General features: G+C 58.2%; 15 protein-coding genes. 1 reads left to right on the top strand and 14 read right to left on the bottom strand.

The window, feature by feature from the left end; all coding sequences use genetic code 11:
* Window positions 1-288 precede the first annotated feature (288 nt).
* The 12 genes from F599_RS14820 to F599_RS0107190 all read right to left on the bottom strand — a co-directional run bounded on the left by F599_RS14820 (window position 289) and on the right by F599_RS0107190 (window position 19721).
* Window positions 289-1188: a DUF1919 domain-containing protein gene (locus F599_RS14820; protein ID WP_019542863.1), complete on the bottom strand. Its 900-nt coding sequence runs from the start codon at window positions 1186-1188 to the stop codon at window positions 289-291.
* Between the two features lie 60 nt (window positions 1189-1248).
* Window positions 1249-2511 (bottom strand): UDP-galactopyranose mutase, encoded by a 1263-nt coding sequence (locus F599_RS15540; RefSeq protein ID WP_156021958.1) that lies wholly within the window; start codon window positions 2509-2511, stop codon window positions 1249-1251.
* 30 nt (window positions 2512-2541) lie between these two features.
* Window positions 2542-4470 (bottom strand): DUF5672 family protein, encoded by a 1929-nt coding sequence (locus F599_RS0107235; protein ID WP_019542860.1) that lies wholly within the window; start codon window positions 4468-4470, stop codon window positions 2542-2544.
* A gap of 1 nt (window position 4471) precedes the next feature.
* Complete coding sequence (locus F599_RS14810; protein ID WP_019542859.1) at window positions 4472-5392, bottom strand: CDC27 family protein; 921 nt, start codon at window positions 5390-5392, stop codon at window positions 4472-4474.
* Between the two features lie 98 nt (window positions 5393-5490).
* The gene (locus F599_RS13845; protein ID WP_019542858.1) at window positions 5491-7023 is read right to left on the bottom strand and encodes an O-linked N-acetylglucosamine transferase, SPINDLY family protein; all 1533 of its coding nucleotides are present in this window, start codon (window positions 7021-7023) and stop codon (window positions 5491-5493) included.
* Window positions 7020-10565 (bottom strand): O-linked N-acetylglucosamine transferase, SPINDLY family protein, encoded by a 3546-nt coding sequence (locus F599_RS14805; RefSeq protein WP_081626347.1) that lies wholly within the window; start codon window positions 10563-10565, stop codon window positions 7020-7022. Before F599_RS14805 ends, F599_RS13845 begins: the two co-directional genes overlap by 4 nt.
* Window positions 10562-12139 carry a glycosyltransferase family 2 protein gene (locus F599_RS14800; protein ID WP_019542856.1) on the bottom strand — a complete coding sequence of 526 codons (1578 nt, stop codon included), beginning with the start codon at window positions 12137-12139 and terminating at the stop codon, window positions 10562-10564. The genes F599_RS14805 and F599_RS14800 overlap by 4 nt, the downstream gene beginning before the upstream one ends.
* The gene (locus F599_RS14795; RefSeq protein WP_019542855.1) at window positions 12123-14504 is read right to left on the bottom strand and encodes a glycosyltransferase; all 2382 of its coding nucleotides are present in this window, start codon (window positions 14502-14504) and stop codon (window positions 12123-12125) included. The genes F599_RS14800 and F599_RS14795 overlap by 17 nt, the downstream gene beginning before the upstream one ends.
* A gap of 119 nt (window positions 14505-14623) precedes the next feature.
* A complete protein-coding gene (locus F599_RS0107205; RefSeq protein ID WP_026327880.1) occupies window positions 14624-15916 on the bottom strand; it encodes a flagellin N-terminal helical domain-containing protein in 1293 nt (430 codons plus the stop codon).
* A gap of 382 nt (window positions 15917-16298) precedes the next feature.
* Window positions 16299-16739, bottom strand: a complete 441-nt coding sequence (locus F599_RS13825; protein WP_277613096.1) for a PD-(D/E)XK nuclease family transposase — start codon at window positions 16737-16739, stop codon at window positions 16299-16301.
* A gap of 72 nt (window positions 16740-16811) precedes the next feature.
* A complete protein-coding gene (locus tag F599_RS13820) occupies window positions 16812-17744 on the bottom strand; it encodes an Rpn family recombination-promoting nuclease/putative transposase (RefSeq protein ID WP_019542852.1) in 933 nt (310 codons plus the stop codon).
* 552 nt (window positions 17745-18296) lie between these two features.
* The gene (locus F599_RS0107190; protein WP_019542851.1) at window positions 18297-19721 is read right to left on the bottom strand and encodes a carbon starvation CstA family protein; all 1425 of its coding nucleotides are present in this window, start codon (window positions 19719-19721) and stop codon (window positions 18297-18299) included.
* A 390-nt stretch (window positions 19722-20111) separates the two neighbouring features.
* On the opposite strand from F599_RS0107190, the gene F599_RS0107185 reads away from it, so the two are divergent.
* The gene (locus F599_RS0107185) at window positions 20112-20909 is read left to right on the top strand and encodes a sulfite exporter TauE/SafE family protein (RefSeq protein ID WP_019542850.1); all 798 of its coding nucleotides are present in this window, start codon (window positions 20112-20114) and stop codon (window positions 20907-20909) included.
* A 62-nt stretch (window positions 20910-20971) separates the two neighbouring features.
* Here the strand turns inward: F599_RS0107185 and F599_RS0107180 are convergent, their stop codons facing one another.
* A complete protein-coding gene (locus F599_RS0107180; RefSeq protein WP_156021956.1) occupies window positions 20972-21826 on the bottom strand; it encodes a class I SAM-dependent methyltransferase in 855 nt (284 codons plus the stop codon).
* Between the two features lie 116 nt (window positions 21827-21942).
* Complete coding sequence (locus tag F599_RS13815; protein ID WP_019542848.1) at window positions 21943-23502, bottom strand: O-linked N-acetylglucosamine transferase family protein; 1560 nt, start codon at window positions 23500-23502, stop codon at window positions 21943-21945.
* Between the last annotated feature and the right edge of the window lie 12 nt (window positions 23503-23514).

The following is a 23514-nucleotide window of genomic DNA, read 5'->3' as shown; positions in this document are numbered from 1 at the left end:
TTCCAATTTATCATTTTTTTCGAATATCATTTCCGTAATATCCTTCTATTATTTAGATAAGAAAATATTCCTATTATCCACATATCCCGCATGGCTCAAATCTCATAGTCGTTATCGTTAAGGAACCGCTGATTAAATGAGGTGCCCTGAATTTGCGTAGATGCGCTGTATCTCTCTAGGAGACAAACCGGAGGCGTAGCAGAGCTACGCTGAGGATTTGTCGACGACGAGAGGACAGTGCAGATACGCAAAGGCAGGGTGCCGAATTAATCAGTGGTTCCTTAAAGCTTATTGTTTCGCTGGTACCTGTCGTCCACTGGTCAACAATTCAATAAGATCAAGTGGTTGATAGATGCCAGTTGCTATATCATCGACGCTATGCCAAAGTTCCTTGCCATCAAACTCCGTCCTCTCCAGTGTGTATATAGAGGGAAGCTCTGACGGCTGATACGTAAAACAAATCTTCTTTTTATAAGGGAGTCTGGCAAAGCGTTCGATGATGTCCTGCCGGTCCGTATACATGGTCACAAAAAGGTTATCGAAATTTATACGCTTCTTCCGTTCATTCCATTTAGCGATGGCACTAAGGATATCGGGATAATGATTCATATATAGGAGCAGATTATCACATCGGAATACCGGATAGTCAAAATGTTGAACTGGCTCATAACGTGACTCGATAAACTGCAATTCGCTGAAAAGCGTCTGTGCCGGATCAGCCTCCAGAAAATCTATAAAGCTATCCTCAGTAGAGAACATGTTTACAAACGGTGAGCGAAACGGCATGCCAAACAAATGCGAAACAAGGCCACCGAAGCAGTTTAGGGAAAATATAGATACCTTTGATGCCAACAAATTACGATATTTTTTTACGGAGAACCCTGCAAGGCAACAGACACGATCCGGAAGAATGAATGCGCTCTCAAGCCCGTAGAAATCAAGTTCGTACCGAACAGTACGAATATTATATTTACGTCCGGTGAGGATGACATAGTCTATTTCCAGCGTTCTTAGCATCGTTTTTTCTAAGAATGGCACTTGCCTTCCATTGAACTGCAATGCCATCGGCCTCGTTCCTGTTGCCCCTGCGATGTGAATGCCTCCAATATCTCTGGCTAACGCAGCAATAGCCCCCCCTAGGAGAATGATATCCTCTCCACAAAGCCAAATCAATACATTTTTCTCCATACCTTTCCCTTCCCGTGGTTTTATCTACATCCCATGAAGTCCTCACCACAGATTTTTCCTCTATTCTGTATAGATATGCAAAACATTCCCATCCGTTACATCTTGCGTCAGGAACCCTTCCAGCCTGCCCTCCTGATAGAGGAACATGGCATCCTCGTTGCTAATGACAGGTAGTGTCCTCTGAAAAGCCTGCACATAGCTGCCTGCCGCTGTATCATCGACAACGGCTGCTACCTGGACATCCTCACGCTTTTCCCAGTCCGTGCCTTGCGGCAGCTGCGCAGGCTCGATCCTCCCCTTTGGCAGCAGCGCAAGTCGCTTCGTCTGCGGCGCCGCATCGCTGAACGTCAGCGCTGCTTCTACTTCTCTCTCGAAAAGCGCTTTTTCCTTGCGGATCGAGGCACGATAGGCGGCGAAATCAGCAATCCTCTGCGGATATTCCGCGAGCAGCCTGCGGATGCAGTCCAGGATAGCGGGAATGTTCTCCAGACGGTCAGCGAACTTATACCGCGGATGAATCGGCACATCGACATCATTGCCTGCAGCTCCGCGCCGTCCGGTGACCACGCAGCAGCCACAGACAGCCGCCTCGCGAGGGATGCGATCCTTGCCCGGATGCTCCCCGAAATCGATATAGACCTTCGCCTCTGACAGGCATTCCTCCACTTCGCTGCTGGTCATATGCTCGATCTTCACCCAATGAAGATCCGGTGCCGCCTCCTGCAATCTTCTCGTGAATTCCGCCCCTTTGACCGGATTGTAGGCAACTACATCCCGTCGATGACGGATGTCAAAGGTATCATCAGCATGGCGAGAGATGAAGACAGGATCCAGATAATCCGATACATGATGGATTTTTTGCTCCGGCACTCCATTGATACGCAGGAATCGATGAGCATATTCCGACTGTACCCAATGGGTGCCTGCATCTCCTGCTAAGGGCACGAAGTGAGGAATCGGATGGGCAAACGAAGTGAGCAGCGCCTGCTGAAAATACCCCATTATCGTTCTCGCCCAGTTATCAACGCTGAGCCACCAGTAGATATGGCGCAGATGGCGGGGAAACGAGCCTGCCATCGTTTCCGGACAAATCAGGATATGATGTTCATCCGAGGCAATCGCATCCGTAACAAAGGGAATATGATATTTTCGATAAGGTTCTGCCACAGGGCTCTCATCTCTTACCGCACACGCATATGCCATGATTGCATCCATCTTTCTTTTCCGCAGTTCATGTGCCAGCTGATGCAGCGCTAAAGGACCGCCTGATTTTTCGTAGGCAGGACAGACGACGAAGATTTTCGTATCTTCATAGACCTTCATGATGTTCTCCTCCCAGCAGCAGCATCATCATCAGCCAATTTGAAGCAACGATACTTCACGAACTTTCATCTGACGATATTCTACATACACATTGAGCATTCTTTCCGCCAGGAAGCCACCAAGTCGCTGCTGATAACGGTCTCTCCCATCCGCAGTAAAGCCGCCCATCTCCTGCTCCGTTGCGAAAAGGAGAGGAAACAGCCACGCCATATAATCCTGGAACGCCTCCCGCCGCATGACAAAGATATTATAGAAATAAGCTTTTTCCCTCGCCATAACGCTGTAAAAAGCAGCAAGGCTCTCCGGCGCATGCTCCCGCATGACTTTTTCGAGAGCGAAGAGAGGGCGTTTCCCATGGTGTTCACAGAACTGTGTTGCCATATTGGCCGAAAGCGGCACCGCCTCCGGCAGCAGGATATCAAAGTCCTGCATGAGCCTGAGGATATGCTCGCCTGACAGCACACCACGAAAGCCCTTCGCACCGGGCTGATAGAGATAGCGCCGATAGTGGCACATCCCCACATAGTCCGGCAGATCATCGTTCTTCCACGCCCAATAGAGCGCTGTGAGTTCACAGTAAAAGGGATTCCTGTGCGCGATATTGACGCCCCTGCTATCGGTCAGGAGCGTACGCGGCGCCACGCGCGCCTTCGGACCGACGAGAATAGGCGCGTAGACGGGGTCGACGGGCGCTGGCACGAGCTTGTGCATGACAACGTAGATGCGCAAATGACGGTTGCTCTCATCATCTGACGACAAAATTGGTTCGACAGGTATAAGGGAGCCGCGTCTCTCCTTTAGCTGGCGATATACCTGACAAAGCTTCGTAAGCGCAGGATTTCCTGCCTGCTCCCGACCAGCCAGGTCCAGGAGCTGCTGCATTTCTTTCTCATGTATGGCAGGGGAATGTATCGTGTAAAGCATCTGACACGCGGCAATCAGCAGCGCCGTGAGAAGCGCTTCACGCTCCCCCATGGTCCGCGGCCAGCATGCCGCCATACGATAGATATAGTCGATATCCGTCAGCAGAAAACTGTACTTGATAGGCGCAAAGCCGCTGCGCATGATGTGCCGCTGCATGAATGCCGCAGCCTCAGAGAGCCGTCCCCTGCGCACCAGACCATACAGGTAGGTCACGGGCAGATAGGGATGCGCCCCCCACCACTGCTGCAGGATACGGCGAGATAATGTCCGATAGGCAAAACCTCTCTGTTCCAAGGATTTTCCAGTTGGATGTCCGAGGGCAGCCGCTATCATCGGGCGCCACATGGCATCTGCAAAATGTGTCCAGCCATGGCAGCCGAAAGGCCGCCAGCCAGATGCCATACGTCGGTATACATGCTGCACATCTTCCTGAACAGCAAATGACAATGCTTCCTTCACTGAGGGCACATGGAAATCCAGCTCCGGCTGCCCGGCTGCCCAGCCAAAACAAGCATCCTCATTCTCCGACAAGACTTCCCAGAGAGGCTGCGGCATCACGCCCTGCCCAAAAGCATGCATGAGTCTTCGACAGCTTGCCACACGCCGCAGGGAAAAACCGCCGTTGCCCACACGCGCTCCGGCGAAATGCCAAATCGGAGCACTGTATGAGACCGGTGCCCCAATGTAGTCATACCCTCTGGAACAGAACTCTGACAAGCGATCTGAGAACACGAAGGCATCCAGCTGATAAATGAGGATGTACTCATAGGCAGAAAATGCCGCATAGAACTCCTCTCGCAGCAACAGCCGACTATACGTCTCTGTCGTCTGAAAATATTCTGCAGGGAAATGCACCACGTCGAAGCCGCGGCTAAGCCTTCCGTACTGCGGCTGCAGGAACGACGGCGCTACGAAGAAGCGGGGATACCGCCCAAGCACGCGCTGCAGCTGCTCGAGCGCGCAGCGCTCATCGCTCGTGAGCGTCGGCTTGTAGACCGGCACAACAACTGCGACGCTGACACTCTCTTTCCCCATTTTATTTCCCCAGGAATGACAACAGAAGGAAATCGCTCGTCGGCAGCTTCGAGGCGAACGCCAGCGCCTTGTCCGTCTCTCCCTGGCATTTTGCCAGGACGGCGAGGTTGCGCAGCGTCTCGGCTGACGCAGAATCGAGCAACAGTGCCTGTTTAAGCTCCGCCTGAGCGATAGCATACTCCGCCGCGCCCGTCACGAAGTGCGCTGCTGCAAAGGCATTGAGCAGGTGCACCTTCTCCGCCAGAGATACCTGCTGCGCCATGACCTGGTCAATCTCTGCTGCAGCATCCGGGGTAGCTGCCTGCGCTTGCGGAACAAGAGCCTCTGCCTGTCCTTCCTCCTCTTCATGTGCAGGCGATGCCTCCGCTGCAGGTTTCTCCTCAGGTGCTTCCATCTCCTTCGTTTCGGCAGCAGCTGCCTCTGGCAGCAAGCCTGCAGACTGGAGGAAGCTCGCCACATACGGGAAATTCGCCTGAATCTTCTCTGCCTCAGTGCTTGCATAGTAATCGAGGATGTCCTTCAGATCATCTTCCTGGCTCTCCGACAGCTGCGTCCGGAAATGCTCGAGAATGTAGTCAAAAATGGCAAGACCATCATCCGTACGGTCATCGAGGATGCAGATGCGCGCGAGCAGGATGCGCGCCTCGAGATGCGCGGGGTACATCGTGAGGATATCATTGACCATATTCGTTGCGCGCAGATAGTCGCCAAGCATAAAGTAGCTGTACGCCCCATGATACAGGGCGGTATCATCATAGCGCCCCGCCTGCACGATTTCTGCCAGGCGATTGATATAGTCTGCATACTGCTCTGTCTCGAACAGATGCTGCAGTTCCTGTGCCTCTGTCTCCGTCAATTCCGGCGCGGTTTTCCGCGCCTCTGCCTTCCTTGCAGACTCCTGGCGGCTGCGTTGTTTCATCATTCTGCGGCTAGCTTTACTCATTACCATTGCACTCCTTATCACATTAGAAACGTTCTTGATACTCTATTCTCTATGAAACCATGATTTTCCTGTTTGTTTCAATCCACGTCGGCATTTTTAAGAGCACGAAAAGCTGGAAATTCATCTGCCTCATCCGGCCCTGCCAGCCAATGCTGCCAGATTTGCTCATAGCATGACTCCAGCTCGCGTATATAACCGCGTGAATCCATGAGCGGCGACTGGCGCATACGGCTTGGCAGCTGCTCGTGGAGCGCCTGCAAAAGCGCCCTGTCCCCGGCGAGTGCTACCGCCCGCTCGATATAGCCCTGGGTATCAGGCGCTGCAAGCTCGCCGAGCCCGACATTCATGAGCATGCTGTAGCCGAAGCGCGTGCCATGCCGGTTCCCATAGCGCGTAACGGCCGGCACACCCATATAGAGCGAGTCCGCCATCGTCGCACCGCCGACATAGGGGAAGGTATCGAGCTGAATATCGACATCCATGTAGCGCTGCAGGAAATCATAGGACGGCTTCTCTCTGATGATGCGTTCCGCCGGGATGCCAGCCCTGAGCAGCATCTGATAGCGCTCCTGCATCATATACTTCTTCCTTGCCGGGCTCTTCACGAGCAACGTCGAGCCCGGCACGCGGCGCATGATTTCCGCCCAGGCGTTTGCCACCTCCTGATTGATTTTGAGTCCATTGTTGAACGTAGCAAAGCGAATATGATCCGTCTGCTCATACGTGCGCTTGACCGCCTTTGCCCGTTCGAGCGGCGTATAGCAGAAATGCGAGGTCAGGCGCAGGAGCTTTTCCTGGAAATCCCGCTCTGCCCCCGGCGGATCGCAATACTTATCGCCGAGGAAATAATCGACGGCCCGCGTCCCCGATGTCGCCATATAGCCGATGCCTGCCACCTGCACGGGCGCCGGACGATGGCACATGACGGCTGCCGTGCAGCCGCCCGAGGCGTGGACATTCAGATCGACGAGGATATCGATCTCATCCTCATAGATATCGCGCGCGATCTCTGCCTTCATCTGCCCCCATTTATAAGAGCGCAAGACCTTGACCTGACTCCGCACGGCATCGAGTGTACCGCCCTCTTCCTTGACATCCTCAAGTGCATAGCAATACACCTCAAAGCGGCTGCGGTCATATCCGACAATCATCGGCCAGCAGAAGAGCGTGATGACACCGCCGCGAAAGGAATTCGCCAGATAGCCGATGCGGATGCGATCATGCCGATGGCGCGCATGCGAGTGGTGGCACATATCCTGCGGTGTCGCAAACCGGTCATAGAGGAAATGGCGCTCACGCATAAGCGCGTCTGTCGTCCGCAGGGAATAGTGCATCATGAACAAGTAGTCGCTGAAATGCCATTGCTGCGTGCGGAAGTCCTGCCCCTCTGGTTCATTTACCGATTTCCATGCATAATCAAGAGCGGTATCGACCTCCCCCATCTGGTAATACGCACGGCTGTAGCAATCGTCGACGACCCATTGCTCATCTGCATCGAACACGCCGCGCCGCACGGATGCATTGAGCAGCGACAGCGCCATCTGGTACTGACCATGGTCATAGAGTTTCTTGATTTTCTCTATTTTCTTGAAGGTTTCATCAAAATTCATTCTATTGCCTCCCGCGCTGCTTTATGCCAGAATTCCCGATACTTTTTCTCGAGCTCCGCTACGTAGCGCTGCGTATCCATTACCGGCGATTTCATGAGCATCACACGCAGATTCTGGTGCAGCACATCAAGCAACTCCCTGTCATTCGCCAAAGCAACGGCACGTGCCACATAGTCCTGCGGCCGCTCTGCCGGCACCGCGAGCTCGCCGAGGCCGACATTCGCGAGAATGGAGTATGCGAGCCGCGTACCATGCCGCCGCCCGTACATCGTTACGACTGGTACGCCCATATAGAGTGCATCGCAAGTCGTGCCGCCTCCCACATAGGGAAAGGTATCGAGCGAGATGTCAACCTCCATGTAACGATTCATATAGCGGTCGTCCGTATCCTCCATATCCACGCGGTCGAGGTCGATGCCTGCGCGCTCGAGCTGCGCCTGCATGTAGAGCACGCACTCCGGATCGCGCACATTCTCGTTGCGAAGGAGCAGCCGGCTCTCCGGCACAGCCTCCATAATCTGCCGCCAGAGGCTCAGGATGAAATCATTGATCTTCCCGTAGCGATTGAACACGCCGAAGGTGATGTAGCCTTTCCTTCGGCACGGTGCAGCAGCAGGCGCCGGAACGTCGCTGCGTCCCGTATAGCAGAACTGGCTCGTGAGCCGCACGGGGCACTCATGAAAGCCGCGCCAATCCTCCGCCTCGTACGCGGGTGGATCGCTATAGGCGTCTGTGAGGAACCCATCGACAGCCGCGAGTCCCGTCGGATGGATGTAGCCGAGCCCCGAGAGCTGCACGGGCGCCGGGCGATAGGCCAGGACCGGCAGGCCCGTCCCTGCACAATGTCCCGCGAGCTCGACGAGTACATCGATACCATCATCGCGAATGCGGCGCGCGATGGCAGCACGGTCGTCGCGCAGTGCATAGAGGTCGACGAAATGGTCTGCCGCCCGCTCGATATCTGCCGTGAAGCCGTCGTGCGTCTTGCCAAGGTAATACGCATAAACCTCGAAATCCTGACTATGCCCCGCAATCATCTGGTACGAGAAATAGAACATGACCTGCTGACGGAAATCCGGCGAAAGATAGCCAATGCGCAAGCGCTTTCCCGGCCGCACCGCTCGCCGCTCGCGCAATTCCTGCGCGCTGAGTGTCGGCAGAGGCTGCACCTGAGCGAAAAGTTCGTTATAGGCGAGATGCGCGGCATTGAACTTTTGGATTCCCGCTGCATCGCTTCCCGCATTGAGATGCTCTGACAGCAGATAGGAATCGTACATCGCGATGCGCTGCCCATGCGCCTGATAGAGTTTGGCTGAGCGCAAATAGCCCTCGGCGGAGAGCTCATTCTGTCCGAGCGAGCCTGCCGCATTGCCGAGCACAGCCCAGGCATTCGCCTCGAGGTCATCCGGCAATTCGTCAAGAAGTCCCTTCTCGCGACAGGTGTCTATGGCGGCCAGGCAGTCACGCATTGCCTGCTCCGCCCGCACATAGCCGTTGCGGATCATCTCGACATCACCGAGCATGCGCGTAAGACGGGCAAGGCGTACCGGCTGGTCGCCATTCCTCGCGATGGCTGCGCGAATCCACCATGCCGCTTTGCCCTTTGCACTCGCATCGACAGGTCCCTTCGCATAGCGCGCCAGTGCGGCATCATAATAAGCCGAGGCCAGCATCTCAGCGCCGATAGTTGTATTTTTTTCAAGCCATGTACGCGCAATGAGGCGGCCTGCAAGGCGCATCATCTCCGGCCAAAGTTCTTTCCTGAATGCCTGCTGCCTCGCCCTGATATCTTCGTCGACGGTCTTTTGCCGCTCCCGCGCGCTCAGATTGCTCTCAACAAAGTGCAGCCAGGCCGCATTCCACGCAATCTCCATCTCCGCCATATATCCCGGTCCATCCATGACCGGCGAGGCGAGCAGCCGATAGCGGAGCTGCTGATGGTAGTGCCGCAGCCGTGCGCCGTCCCTGGCAAGCGCGACTGCCAGCCTGACATACGCCTCCGGCGTCTCTGCACAGAGCTCCGTGAGTCCGGCATTCGCAAGGATGCTATACCCGAACCGCGCCCCGTGGCGCTTCCCGACAAGCGCCACGACCGGCACGCCCATGTAGAGTGCATCGCAGGTCGTGCCGCCGCCCGGATAGGGATACGTATCGAGCGCAATGTCGATATCATCATAGGCATCCAGATACTGCGCTGTCAGCCCCTCCGTCCTCACGCGCCGGATATCAATGCCTGCCTGCTTCAGGCGCTCTGTCACCAAATCTCGTCCATAGGCGGAATCAAAGATATGCGCCTTCAGATAGAGATGGCTGCAGGGTACCTGACGCAGAATCTCTGCCCAGAGGCCAAGCATCTCATCCGTAACCTTTGAGAAATTATTCAGGCTGCCGAATGTTACATAGCCGTTTTTCTGGAACGGCGCAGCTGCAGGGAGATGTGGCGCATCGTGCCACATATAACAGCAGTGACTATGTGGCAAACGCAGCAATTGCTCCGTGAAATAAACATCATTGCCCTTTCCGTCCCCACTCACAGGATCGATATAAGGATCGGCAAGGAAATAATCGATAGTGCGCAGCCCCGTCGTTGCGAAGTAGCCGATGCCCGATATCTGCACGGGTGCTGGACGATAGGCCAGCACCGGCAGCATATTGTGACCCGTATGACCCGCAAGATCGACAAGCACATCAAGCTCGTCGGCATGCACGATTTTCGCTGCCTGTCCAGGCGTGAGGCCACGCAAGTTGCGCCACTTCGTCGCACATGTTTTGAATTCCTCGCTCACACCATCCTCGACGCAATTCGTATAGGCGTAGAGCTCATAGAGCCTGCGATCGTAGTTATGGAAAAACGCATAACTGAAGAACGCCATGACATGACCACGGAAGTCCGGCGAGATGAGCCCGATGCGCAGGCGGCCACTGCGCTTTTTGTAGCGCTGCTGTATTTTTCGCGGTGAATAAGCATATTTTTTAAGGTCCTGAAGAAGTTCTCCATAGCCCTTGGCCGTCTCGAACATGAAAGAGGCAGGCTTTTTCAGGTAATGCAGATTGAAGAGCAGGTTGCTGTACTCATCTGTCTGACCATGATCTAAGTCCTTATAGGAAATCGATTGCCGATAAAGCTCTACGGCCTCCTCTGCCCGACCCAAGGTGCGGCAGAGCGTCGCATAGATGCTGTAAGTTGCACCGCGGTACCAACCGGTAAATGTCTCATCGGCCAGAGCCGTTCGGAAATGGATCTCCGCATCACGCTCATCTCCCGCCAAATACATCGCGCGACCGATAAGAAAATGTGCTACACCATCGAAAGGTCCCCAGCCATCTTCTCCGAAGTGCTTTGCATAGGCTGCCGCCGCATCCAGTGCCCGTTCACGCTCATCGCAATCGATATAGGCCGCCAGCATAGTCTCCCATTGCCGCCTGTCCGTCAGTCCGGCAGCATAAAGCGCATCTGCCGCACGCATCGCCTCAGCCTTATTCCCATACTTCATACCGTCAACCAACGCCGCAAGCAAATCTCTTTTCTCTCTATAATTCATCGTTTTCTCCTGCTCATGAGTTTCTTCATCTCGCTGTCTAGTCGCACGAGCGCCTGCGTATCAGGTGTCGTGCGTCCAGCCTGCCAGTCCTTCTTCGCCATCTGCCAGCGCTCAGGCAAGTTATCGAGCAACGCGCCAAGTCCCATAGCACCTTCCGCTGCCGCCCATAGACCGAAGCGGTAAGCTGCATCAAGGCGCTCTGCCGCCTGTGCCGCCGCTGCATCCGCCCGACCAGCCGCTATCTGCGCCGTGACGGTATCGAGCGGCTCCCCCGCCTCACGCGTAAAATAAAGGCTGACCTTTCCCGCGCCGAGCCTGGCCAGCTCTCTGGCCAGCCAGGACGTATCTTCTGGACGGTAAAACTTTCTGAGCAGCTGTATCTCGGCGACAGCGTCGAGCCCGGCTCGCTCCATCAGCCGCCAATATGACTGCAGCAAGCAGCTCAGACGCGGCTGCATCCGCAAGCCTTTCTCATAGCATTCCATAGCCCTGTCTGCCCTGCGCTCCAGCTCTTCCAGCCCCCCCAGCCGCCACCAGGTATGCGGGAGAAGACGCTCGGCATTGTCCTCCAACAGGGAGAGATTCACCTCCCGTACATCTCCCTCCAGATACCGGCGCTGCTGGACCTGCTGCATTTTCTCATGCAGCGCGAGTCCCTGCCGGAGCAAGGTTTCAGCCTCCAGATAATCCTGCTGCTCATAGAGCCAGAGCCCCTTCATGAGCAGGAACTCCGCCTCCTCCGGACGTGCCGCGATGGCTGCGTCGAGGCTCTCCTCAATTGCATCCTCCGGAAAATGGCCCTCGATGCAAGCGCTCGTCCAGGTTTCATAGCAGCGCGTGCGCATTGTTTCCGTTGCCTCGGGATTTCCTATGAGGCGCTTCGCACTGGCGATGGCTTTCTCATATTGCTGCAGCCCATAATAGATGTCCATATAGTAGCGTTCTTCCTGCACATTGCTCTGATGCCTGTGCTCTCTCTTGTTCTTTTCCAGCAGTGCCAGGTTCCGCTGGAGCTTCTGACGGGCAATCCTGCTCGAGTAGCCTGTATGATGAATCGTGAGATCCGGCACGAGCAGCAACTTCTTTCCCTCGGGGATGACGAGCGTCTCATGGACGTTCCCCGTATAGCGCAAGCCGTGCAGATGGCGGAAAATCCGCACCTGCGTCGTCACCGAGCTCACGCGACCGCCGTCATCCTTATCGATGTTGACAAGACGGCAGAGATACCCTGCTACCTTGCTGTCCCGTTCCCCCTGCTTCAAAAGCTGCGGAATCCGTGCGAGCGATTCCTCCGTGAAATATTCATCGGCATCGGGGAAGAGAATCCAACGTCCGCGCGCCTGCGCAAGCGCGAAATTCTTCGCTGCGGCGAAATCATCCCGCCATGCGAAATGAAATACGCGCGCACCCGCCTCTGCAGCGATGGCAGCCGTATCATCCGTGCTGCCCGTATCGACGACAATCATCTCATTGGCGATGCGGCGCATGCCTGCAAGCCAGCGCGGCAGATTCTCTGCCTCATTCTTCACAATGACACATGCCGATACCACGATGCCCTTACGCTTCCTTTCCATTCTCCGCCTCCTCGCTCCATGCCCGATAGGACGGCAATGCCCGTTCCGCGCAGCCGGCAGCCGATGCCCGCGCGAAGCACTCCGCCGCGCCGCTCTGGCCGAGATGATAGAGCGCACGCCCTGTCTCATACCAGAAATGACCGTGCGCACTGGCTGCTGCCGCCTCTGCCGGCACAACAGACAGGAGCATGAGCGCATCCTGCCAGTCCTGCTGTGCGAGCAAAGCATCGGCCGCCTGTTCTGTGCGTGCCCAGTCCGGTGCGAAATCCAGCGCGAGCCGCGCGTAGCGCGTGAGCCCTGCAGGTCCTGCAGCCGCGGCAATCATCCCGAGTCCAAGCGACCATATCTCGAAATCCGCCGCCGTCAGCAAGGGATGATTCTTCCCTATATCTTCATTATCGAGCAAACAGAGCGCAAAGATAAGACGCGTGAGCGAGGGCGGCAATTTCTCCGGCCATTCCTCAGCGAGCAGCTGCCGCCGCCCCTCTCGCGTGGCGCTCAGCAGATAGAGCGCGAGGAAGAATTCCCGTATGCCCTGGCTCGCCTGCTGCACGATGGGCACAGCCGTCAACGCCTCTCCCCGCGTCATCTCCTGCACGAGATGCGCCACGGAGCCGCGCTGCTCCTCATCGAGTGCCAGGCTCAGGCGCACGCGTCCCGTCTGCTCCGCCCATGCCGAGAGGAAGCTGCGCTGCTCCTCCGGCCTCTTTGCGCTTGCGATTTCTTCTTCTGCGGCAGCGCGCAGCGCTGTATCTCCCCTCTCTGCCTGCGCTGCGTACCAGTTCTCCGCCTCGCACTGGGCAGCAGCGCTCTCCGCCTCGTGAGCAAAGGATTTGACCGCAGGGCAGGCTGCAGCCGCCTCCCTTGCGAGTGCGAGCCGCTCTGCTGTCGGCCGGTCGAGCTTCGCGAGCGAGGCGATGGCGACCTCGTACATGCGCGCAGGGCCAGCGATCGTCTGTTCCCCCTTCGTCAGAGCGAGCCGCGCGTAGTGGAGTGCCAGCTCATACTCCTCAAGCCCATAGCAACAATCGGCGAGATAGCGCCAATCCGTATTGCTCTCCCCGCGTTCCTCAATCTGGCGCTGGAGCAGCGCGAGATTGCGCGCCATTTTCTTCTTTGCCCGTGCCTTGGAATAGCCTGTGTGACGGATGACGATCTCCCTTGCCTCACCTACCTGTGTCAGAGGTTTCCCATGTTCCGTGATCGCCTCATGGATGCGCCCGATATAGCGTCTCTGCGGGCGGTTCCGCCAGATGCGCAGCAATGGCACAGGCGCCATCTCACGTCCTCCGGCATCAATATCGATATTTACAAGCGTAACAGTCAATGCCTCAGCCCCGGCAGACGCTGCCCGCACAATGCTGTGATGCAGACTGCCGTGCACAGCAGGCAGATGCTCATCGGCATCGAGTACCATGATCCAGTCGCCTGTGGCCTGCGCCAAGGCAGCATTGCGCGCCGCAGCAAAATCATCATGCCATTCATAATCGTAGACCTTCGCACCGAAGGAGCGCGCCACGGCCGCTGTATCGTCAATCGAACCGGTGTCGATGACGATGATCTCATCGGCTTCGTCCTGCAGGTGGCTCAGGGACAGTGCCAGATCACCTGCACAGTCGCGCGCTATGTAGCAGACGGATAGCCGGGGCCTTTGCAAACCATTTTTCACCGCAAACATGATCTGTTCATCGCTTGTCATTGCATAGCTCTGCAAAAATGACTTTCTGGCATCATGATAGGCCGCCGTGATGGGCTTGCTGCCGCAGCGATGCAGTACCCACGGTGCCATACCATCCTGGCACGGCGCATAGATTTCATAGCCGCGCCAACGCATCTCGAGGCTCATAGCTGCATCGTAGAAATGCCAGCCCGTAAGGATATCGCTGCGCCAGGGGATATCAATGGCTGTAAGCAGAGCTATGCCATCGGCAACGGCAAGCTCGACGGCATCCTCGCCAGCTGCCGTACCGGCTGCGTGATAGCGCGGACCATCATCGGCTTGTTCCGATATATGATAGTAGAGTCCCTCACCGTTCCACCACATGCCCGTCTCAGGAAGATGCTGACAGCCGGCGAGCCCAACGATTCCAGCCCGAGGGTGCTTGTCGAATACAGCCAGCATGCGAGCCACTACATCCGGGCGTTGCATGATGCAGTCCTGATGGATATATAGTTTATACTTCGCCTGCGTCATTCGTTGGGCTGCATTGTACCCCGCACACATCGACTCCGCACTACGGATGGGCACGAGCTCCGCTGCCATCTCCGCGGGTAATACCTGCGCTGCGAGCGCACGCTGGCATTCCGCATACATAGCCTCGTCATTCACACAGGTGATATAAGCGATAAGATGCGCATCTGACATATTCACGCTCTCCCTTTTATCTTCATAATGTACATATTCGCTACGACATAGAAAAACCCTCTCCCCATAAAGGGGAGAGGGCATAGCTACTGTCGTAACTACTATCCACGAGATAGGAATTACTGGAGCAAGCTCAGAACAGACGAGCTGCTCTGGTTCGCCTGTGCGAGCATGGACTGAGCTGCCTGGAGAAGCACGTTGTTCTTCGTGTACTCCGTCATCTCTTTTGCCATATCCGCATCGCGAATCGTGGACTCAGAGCTCTGGACGTTCTCGCTGGCCGTCGTGAGGTTGCTGCTCGTGTAGGAAAGGCGGCTCTCGACGGAGCCGATCGTCGTCTGCTGATCGAGTGCCTTCTGCACAGCGTTGTCGAGCACGTTGATGGCGGCATTTGCCTGGCCCTGCGTGCCGATCTGGATCGTCTGGCCCGAGCTGCTCTGGAGGCCGAGCGCCTCAGCGCGCATATCCGTGAGACCGACCTTGATGCTCTGGTTCGCCTTCGTGCCGACCTGGAGCGTGATCTGGTTGTCAACGGACTTGTTCTGCGCGCGGATGGACTCGGAGAAGTTGTCGAGCACTGCATTCGCGCTCTTCTGTACCTGGCCCTTCGTGTTCGTAACGCTGAACGTGACACCGGAAATCTGTTTGCTCACGCCGGAACCCGCTGCGACGAGCGTCAGCGCATTGCCTTTGTCCGCCGTAGCGACCGTATCGCCCGCCAGATCTTTACCGATGTAGGAGTCGACCGAGCTCGTGCCGAAGTCAGTAGATGCCTTGCTAATCAGATCATTCAGTTTACCCGAAGCCTTAACAGAAGCCGTGCAGGTAACGCCCTCCTTGACCCACGACATCGTAACCGTATCAAGGCTATTGATGTTAAGGCTGTTGCCGTTACGATCGCTCAGTGCACTAAAGCTATCCGTGAATGCCGTGCTGCTGTGGAGGCTCTCGTTCGTGAGGGCCGTGCAGGTGCCATCCGTCTTAGCGTTCTTCGAGCCGTCGACGAGGTACTTGCCGTTGAACGTGACGTTCGCGTTGTCGTTGATCTGGTCGATGCTCTGGTCGAGCTCCTTCTGGATCGTCGCGCGATCGCTGTCCGTGTTGGAATCGTTGGCTGCGTTGATGACCTTCTCCTTGAGAGTCTTGAGGATGTCGACCGTGCTGGAGACAGCGCCCTCAGCGACCTTCATCATGCTCGTGCCGTTCTGCGTGTTGCTGTTCGCCTGGTCGAGACCGCGAATCTGGACGCGCATGCGCTCGGAGATAGCGTAGCCCGAAGCATCATCTGCTGCGGAGTTGATCTTCATGCCGGAGGAGACCTTCTGCAGGCTCTTGGCGAGCGCGGAAGAGTTCTTGTTCAGCGTATTCAGCGTGGAGACTGCCGACATGTTGTTTTTGACTACCATTGCCATGATAAATTCCTCCCTGATAAATCAGTAAATATGGAGTAACGGCCATCCGTGACCGATACTAACTCCTGGAACCGCTACTACAAAGAACAAGGCATCAGCAGCTCCAAAATCCCAGGCAGGCTACCGCCCCGGCTGCTAGCTGACCGGGTGTTCCTGCTTATGATCTTTGCCTTACACTCTATATATCGAGAGCCTCGCGCGGAACTTAAGTGGTTTTCCGTGTGATTCGCAAATTTTTATTTTGGAGCACGACTGCGTCACCCATGGCAAGACTCTCCCTTTCATCTGCGGCGGCACGACATCACGTGCGATCAGCTCCCAACATTCACGGCCGTCGAGTCGGTTGGCAAGCCACGCCATCCAACGCTCCATCTGCGTTCTTTCACGGCGTTTCTTCGTTCGACATCTCGGGCTTTTCCATCGCCTTCTGGAACTCTTTCTCCGGCATTCCCACCTTTTCGGCCGCCTGCCCCAGCGTCAAGATCCCGTCCCGCACAAGCTCCGCGAGCATCCCGACCCTTCCAATGTCGATCCCTTCTCTCCGGCCTTCTCTCCGACCTTCTTTCAGGCCTTCCTCGCGCGAATCCTTTATCCCGGAGTTGTAGTCGAGGATGGCCATCTGGCGGTTGATGTAATTCCAGCGCTCGTCATCGTCGGCAAGGAACACGCGTGCGGCGTCCATCGCGCCGCTGATGGCTGCATCACTCATGGCAAGCTCCTCCCTTTCGTGATCGTCAAGTTGGTTGGCGAAATATGCCATCCAACGTTCCATCTTCGTCATCTCGCTGATTTTCTTCTTCGGTTCCCGGGCGAATTTCGGAATCTCCCCATGTACTTTTCCGGGTAAATCACACAGCTCTTCCCTGTCCGCATCTATGGAGACTTGACAGGGGGCTCATGGAGTATCTTCGTTCGACATTTCTGGATTTTCCATCGCCTTCCGGAAGTCTTTCTCCCTCATCCCCGCCTTCTCGGCAGCCTGCCCCAGCGTCAAGACCCCGTCCCGCACAAGCTCCGCGAGCATCCCGACCCTGCCGATGCCGATCCCTTCTCTCCGGCCTTCTCTCCGGCCTTCCTCGCGCGAATCCTTTATCCCGGAGTTGTAGTCGAGGATGGCCATCTGGCGGTTGATGTAGTTCCAGCGCTCGTCATCGTCGGCTAGGAACACGCGTGCGGCGTCCATCGCGCCGCTGATGGCTGCATCACTCATGGCAAGTTCCTCCCTTTCGTGATCGTCGAGTTGGTTGGCAAAATAGGCCATCCAACGTTCCATCTTCGTCATCTCGCTGATTTTCTTCTTCGGTTCCCGGGCGAATTTCGGAATCTCCACGAAAAAGAGCGAGAGATCCTTGTTCAGCTCATCGCCCGTCTCTGGATTCATGATCGTGTACATGGCCAGCGGCGCTTTCTGCGGCAGCAGCTCGAAGGCCAGGATGTTGATGGTGATGGCCGGTTTCAAATCCCGGTACGTCTGCCCCCGCGCGAGCGAGAACAGATACATCTGCGCCCAATAGTAGAGCGTACGGCGGCGCATATTTTTCAGGTTCAGCACCTGCACCTCGACATCGACCTGTTCGCCGGAGCTGAGGTCACAGCGAACATCCAGCCGCGTGAGCTTTCCGTCCTCCGCCAGCGGCACGAGCTCCGTGTTCTTGTAGGTGATGCCTGTGATATGGTGCTCGAGCCGCTCATAGAGAAATGCGTCGAGGAAATCGAGCGTGATATTCTTGCGTTCTTCCTTGCCAAAGATAAATTTGAACGCGACATCGTTCATCGGATTGAACGTTTTCTCATTCAGTTCCTGAAACATCTGTTCCTTTGTCAGCATGTGCGTGCCTCCTCTCTTGCTTTTATTTTATCTCACCGCTATTTCACTGTAAATATCGTTTTCCAAGGGGCTGGTAGATGCTCATGCCTGCGCGCGATTGCTCAGATATACCTGCCGTTCTTACAAATCAGCTCCACACCCCGCCTTGATCCGCAAACGTAGCGTGCCGATGGGAGCAGTGATTCTTTCGAAAGCGTCGGCGTTCATTTCGACATACGGAAAAGACGCACAGGCGATGCGGCCTGTGCGTCCCGTCCAGGAATCTCGGATTTCTAAGAAATCGCTGATTAATAGATGCCGCGCATTCATTTAACCTTCCCCTCAGGGGGCGCGACAGCGCGGGATGCCAGTGGCATCCCCGGGAGTGCCAAGCGTAGCGAGGCGGAAGAGGTGTTTTGCCTCGAATTTAGGTTTTTCTGCACATTCCCCCGCCGTGCAGCACCTCTTCCACCGCTTCGCGGTCCCCCTTCTCCTGAGGAGAAGGTATGTTCTCATCCACTCAAGAGAAAGTGGTAAATTCCTTGAATGAATCAGCAGTTCCCTAAAGTTCCTTCAGTCTCTCGAGCTCAGCACGGTCTTCTTGAGGAAGAGCGCGAGGCAGAAGACGGCGAAGATGATGCCGATGGGATAGCTGATGCTCGTCGCGAGCTTCAGGCCCTCGGGCGCCTGCAGGATGTAGGTGCTCGTGACGGCAGACATGAACGTCGCCGGCACCATCGGGATGATGAATGCCTTCGAGCCGACCTTCGTGCGGTAGAGGTAGACGGCGCCCGTCCAGAGGACGATCATCGCGAGCGTCTGGTTCGTCCAGGAGAAATAGCGCCAGACGATGTTGAAGTCCATCTGGGAGAGGATGCCGCCGACCGTGAGGAGCGGCACGGCAAAGAGCAGGCGCTTGGTCGCTTTTTCCTGCGGGACGCCGAGCCAGTCAGCGAGCGTGAGGCGCGCGGAGCGGAACGCCGTGTCGCCCGAGGTGATCGGGCAGGCGATGACGCCGAGCATGGCGAGGACGCTGCCGATGCCCGTGCCCATGAAGCCGATGCAAATGTCGTTGACGACGGTGCCGGCGCCGCCCGCTTTCATCGCGGCGGCGAGCCCGCCCGTGCTGTCATAGAACGTGATGCCGGCCGCAGCCCAGATGAGGGCGATGATGCCCTCAGCGACCATCGCGCCGTAGAAGACGGGACGACCGAGACGCTCGTCCTTGAGGCAGCGCGCCATGAGCGGCGACTGCGTGGAGTGGAAGCCCGAGACGGCGCCGCAGGCGACTGTGATGAACATGAGCGGCCAGATCGGCATCTTGTCCGGGCCGAGCGGATGGAGGTTCTCGAGCGTCATCTCAGGCATCGTATGCCCGCCGACGCCGAGGAGCATGCCCGCCATGATGCCGAGCGCCATGATGATGAGGCAGGCGCCGAAGATCGGATAGAAGCGCGCGATGAGCGTGTCGATCGGCAGCAGCGTCGCGAGGAAGTAGTAGAGCAGCACGCAGGGCAGTACATAGGTGACGGCAACGCCCGTGAGATGCGAGAGCAGCCCCGCAGGCCCCGTCATGAATACTGTACCAACGAGCACGAGGAGCACGACGGAGAACACGCGCATGATGAAGAGCATCGTGCTCCCCATGTGGTTGCCGACGACCTCCGAGATGCTCTTGCCATCCTCGCGCAGCGAGATCATGCCCGAGAGATAGTCGTGCACGCCGCCGGCGAAGATCGTGCCGAAGACGATCCAGAGATAGACGCTCGGCCCCCAGATCGCACCGCCGAGCGCGCCGAAAATCGGGCCGAGGCCGGCGATGTTGAGGAGCTGGATCATGAAGACCTTCCAGGTCGGCAACGGGATGTAGTCAACGCCGTCGTTATGGCGGAGCGCCGGCGTCGGACGATCCGTCGGCCCGAAGACGTGCTCGACGATCTTGCCGTAGACGAAATACCCAACGATGAGTGCACAGAGCGCAAAAAGAAATGCTGTCATATTTCATTCACCTCATGTTTCTTTATCGTATAAATAATGGCATGGACGTTCCGAGCGGCCCTCCCTCCGTTTCTTATTTCTCATGAGATTTTATCTTATTTCTTCCAAGTATAGCACTTCGCCCCGTAATTGTCTATAAATAAATGAATATTTTGTCATTATTTATAATGATTCTTTCTCGTTTCTATACGTGATGCACGGCAGGCCCCTGAAGGCAGACGGAGATTCTTCGGGGCGCGCCGATTGAGTTGCGAACACGAATCTTCCCTCAGTGGAAGGAAGATAGGAAAGAGACGCCTTGCATGAATCAGCGCTTCCTTAGGACAGCCTAGAGACGCTTATGGTATAATGACGGGGAAATTTACTCTGACTAGCGAAAGAAGGCGCTCTATGATTCTTCAGATTCTCCTCTTCCTGTTGCTCGGCATCGGGGTCGGGACGTTCGGCACGCTCGTCGGCATCGGCGGCGGACTCATCTGCGTGCCGGTCTTCATCCTCTTTCTGAGCGAGGGCGGCGTGTATCCGTATTTCCACTCAGCGGCACAGATCACGGGCACGTCGCTCGTCGTCGTCATGGCGAACGCGCTCTCGGGGACGGCGGCCTACATCCGGCAGAAGCGCGTGCTTTTCCGCGCGGCGGTTCCGTTCGCGCTCGCGACGCTGCCCGGCGCGATCCTCGGCTCGTACATCGTCGATGATTTCTCCGGGCCGATGCTCGATTTCTATTTCGGCATCTTCCTGCTGCTCATGTCCCTCCTCATGGGCTGGAACGCGACGCACAGCCACCGCGCCGAGGTCGCGGAGGTCGGGCCGGACTTCCAGTTCAACCAGTGGATCGGCATCGGCGCGAGCTTCTGCGTCGGCTTCCTCTCGAGCATCTTCGGTATCGGCGGCGGCGTCGTGCACGTGCCGCTCATGATCTACCTTTTGGGCTTCCCCGTGCATGTGGCGACGGCGACATCGCATTTCGTGCTCGCGTGCTCGTCGCTCTTCGGCGTCATCAGCCATTTCCTCCTCCACCACATCGTCTGGCTACCCGCCATCTGCATCTCGCTCGGCGCGGCCATCGGCGCGCAGCTCGGCGCGCGCATCTCGCAGAAGACGAAATCGAAAGTCATCCTCGTGCTGCTCTCCTGCGCGATGTTCGCGCTCGGCCTGCGGCTCATCGCGCTCGGCAGCACGCACTGAGAAAGGGCATCCCGGCCATCACGGCATGAAAAAAGCGCTTCCTGCATGTAGAAGCGCTTTTTTCATGTCAGCCGCAGCCGCTCGATGATGCGGCTGAGGCGCGCGGGATGTGTGACGACTTCGCGCACGAAGTCCTCGAGGTAGTCGCGGAAGATGCCCTCTCGTGTACAGAGTGCCTGCAGCCGCTCGATGTTCTCCTCTGCCCGGACGCCGTACTCGATGCGGTGCAGCACGCGCGCGAGCTCCGCGCGGGTTTCTTGCGTATAGAGGCTCTTGAGTGCTGCCACGGCGCCCGTCGAGCGGTCGGCGCGCACGAGCCAGACGCGCGTCGTGAGGTCGTGGCTCGTGTCGTCGAAGCCGCACGCGCGAAACGCCGCGCCGCGCGCTTCCTCCGTCTGCGCCCCCGGCGCGAAGGTGATCTCCTTGAAGAGCGCGTCGTTGAGCAGGCGCACGACCTCCGCCTTGGCGTAGAGGCGCTGCGCGCGGAAGGGGAACTCGCCCGCCTGCAGGCCCGCGAGGACATCGCAGCAGCGAACGTTGAGGAACGCGGTCGCGAGCCGCCCCACGTCTGTGAGCAGGCGGCTGAGCGCGAGCAGCGTGTCGTAGGGATCGAGCGCCTCCGTGAGCACATGCGGCGCGAGGATGATGTCATAGCTTCCCTTCGGCAGCGGCGGCGCCTGCACGCGCGTGTCCGCGCGGACGAGCGAGACGCGGCCCGCAAGCGACGCAGGCAAACCGAGCCCGTCGAAGCGCGTCACGGCCGTGACGCGCGCGGCGGGCAGACGTGCCAGGAGGCGCGGCAGGAGCGCGTGTGCCTCGATGGCAAGCACGCGCAGCGGCTGCGGGCCATGCGGCACGAAATAGAGGTCGTCAATCTCCTCCCGCACCGCTCCGGCCGTCTGTGTCCCATCCATCATGATTCTCTCCTCCCCGTGCTGCCGGAACGCTCGCAGCAGAAATACACAGCTTCCCCCGGCAGGCAATCTCCTGCCCTTGCCGCCATGCGCAGTGCCGCGCCTCGCTCGCTGCGCGCTCATGCGCCGCCCGCAAGCTGCCGCAGCGCCGCCGCGAAATGGCGCAGGTAGTCCGTGCGACGCGCCGCGATGGCCGCCTCCGTCTGCTGCCGCAGGAGATCCGCGCGCAGGCGCGCCCGCCGGCCGCTGTCCCGCGCGAGCTCGCAGGCCGTGCGCACATAGGCCGCGGCATCCGCCGCGATGAGCTCCGGATGGCCCGCCGCCGTGAGCAGCGAGCAGCCGACGCGCGCGCTGTGGTGGCTGCCCGCGAGCGTCAGCACGGGCACGCCGAGCGCAAGCGCCGTCGCCGTCATCGCGCCGCCCGGATAGGGGAACGTATCGAGCACGACATCCGCGCGCGCGAGCGCGGCGAGGTAGCCGTCCTCCCCCATGCGCACGGCGGCGCGCGCGAGCGGCAGGCCCTGTGCCGCAAGGCGTGCCCGCAGGGCGCGCACGCGCACCGGCGCGCGCAGCGTGTCCTGCAGCACGAGCCGCGCCGCGGGCAGTCGGCAGAGAATCTCGCGCCAGGTGGCGAGCACCGCGTCGGAAATCTTGAGGAAATTCCCGAACGCGGCAAACGTCACGCCGCCTGCCACTGCCTGACCAGCCGCTGCGCCCGCCTGAGTACCTCGCGCATCCTCCGTCCCTCTCGCCGCCTGCGCCTCTCTCGCCTGCGCGGCCAGCGCGCGCATCGCCGCCGTCGGCGTGAAGCACCAGGCGCGCGGCAGGCGGCAGAGCCGCTCCGTGAAGAGCCGCGCTGCGCCCGCGCCGTCCATCACGCCGTCCGTAAGCAACGCGTCGACAGCCGGAACGCCCGTCGTATCGAACCAGCCTACGGCTTCGAGCTGCACGGGCGCGAGCCGCCGCGCGAGGAGGGGGAGCGTGACCCCGCCCGCCGTATGACCGCCGAGGTCTACGAGCACATCGAGCCTGTCGGCGCGCACGATATCCGCCGCCGCGATGCCCTCCCCCGCGAACACGCGATAGGCGGCGGTGCGCGCGCGCACGGAGGCCGTCAGCGCGTCCTCCTCCGCCGCGAGGCTGTACGCATGCAGCGTGAACGCCCGGCGCGGCAGGTCAAAAAATACATCGTAGAACCGCGCGGCGGCGGAATCGAGGAAATCCGGCGCGAGAAATCCCACGCGCAGCGGCCGTGCAGTACCAGCCGCTCCCCCGCCACGCGAAAGAGGGCGCGGGGGCACTGCCCGCGCCCTCGCGCCCTCGTCCTCCCTTGCCTCATAGAGACGGCCGCAGGCGAAATGCTGCGCCGCGAGTGCCGCCGCCGAGATCCCCGGCAGGTAGTGCAGCGCAAAGAGGTAGGAGGAATAATGCGCGCGCTGGCTGCGCAGGAAGCGGTCAGCGCGCGCCGCCTCATAGTACGCCTGCGCGCAGCCAGCCGCGTCGCCGAGCAGCCGGAACGCCGCACCGAAAAGCTCGTGCACGCGCCAGAGCTCGCGCGCGCGAAACTCCGGCGAAGCTGTCTCCCGCAGCGCTCTGAGCGCGGCGAGCGCCGCCTCTGCCTCGCCGCGCGCGAGCTGTGCGCGGATGCCCCGCAGCGCTGCCCGTTCTCTCTCCGTCATGACGTTCCTCCC

The organism is Selenomonas bovis DSM 23594, assembly GCF_000381005.1.
In the GTDB taxonomy this organism is placed as follows: Bacteria; Bacillota; Negativicutes; order Selenomonadales; family Selenomonadaceae; genus Selenomonas_C; species Selenomonas_C bovis.
Note: the sequence above shows the minus strand (reverse complement) of the source record. Positions and strands in the feature narration are given on the sequence as shown.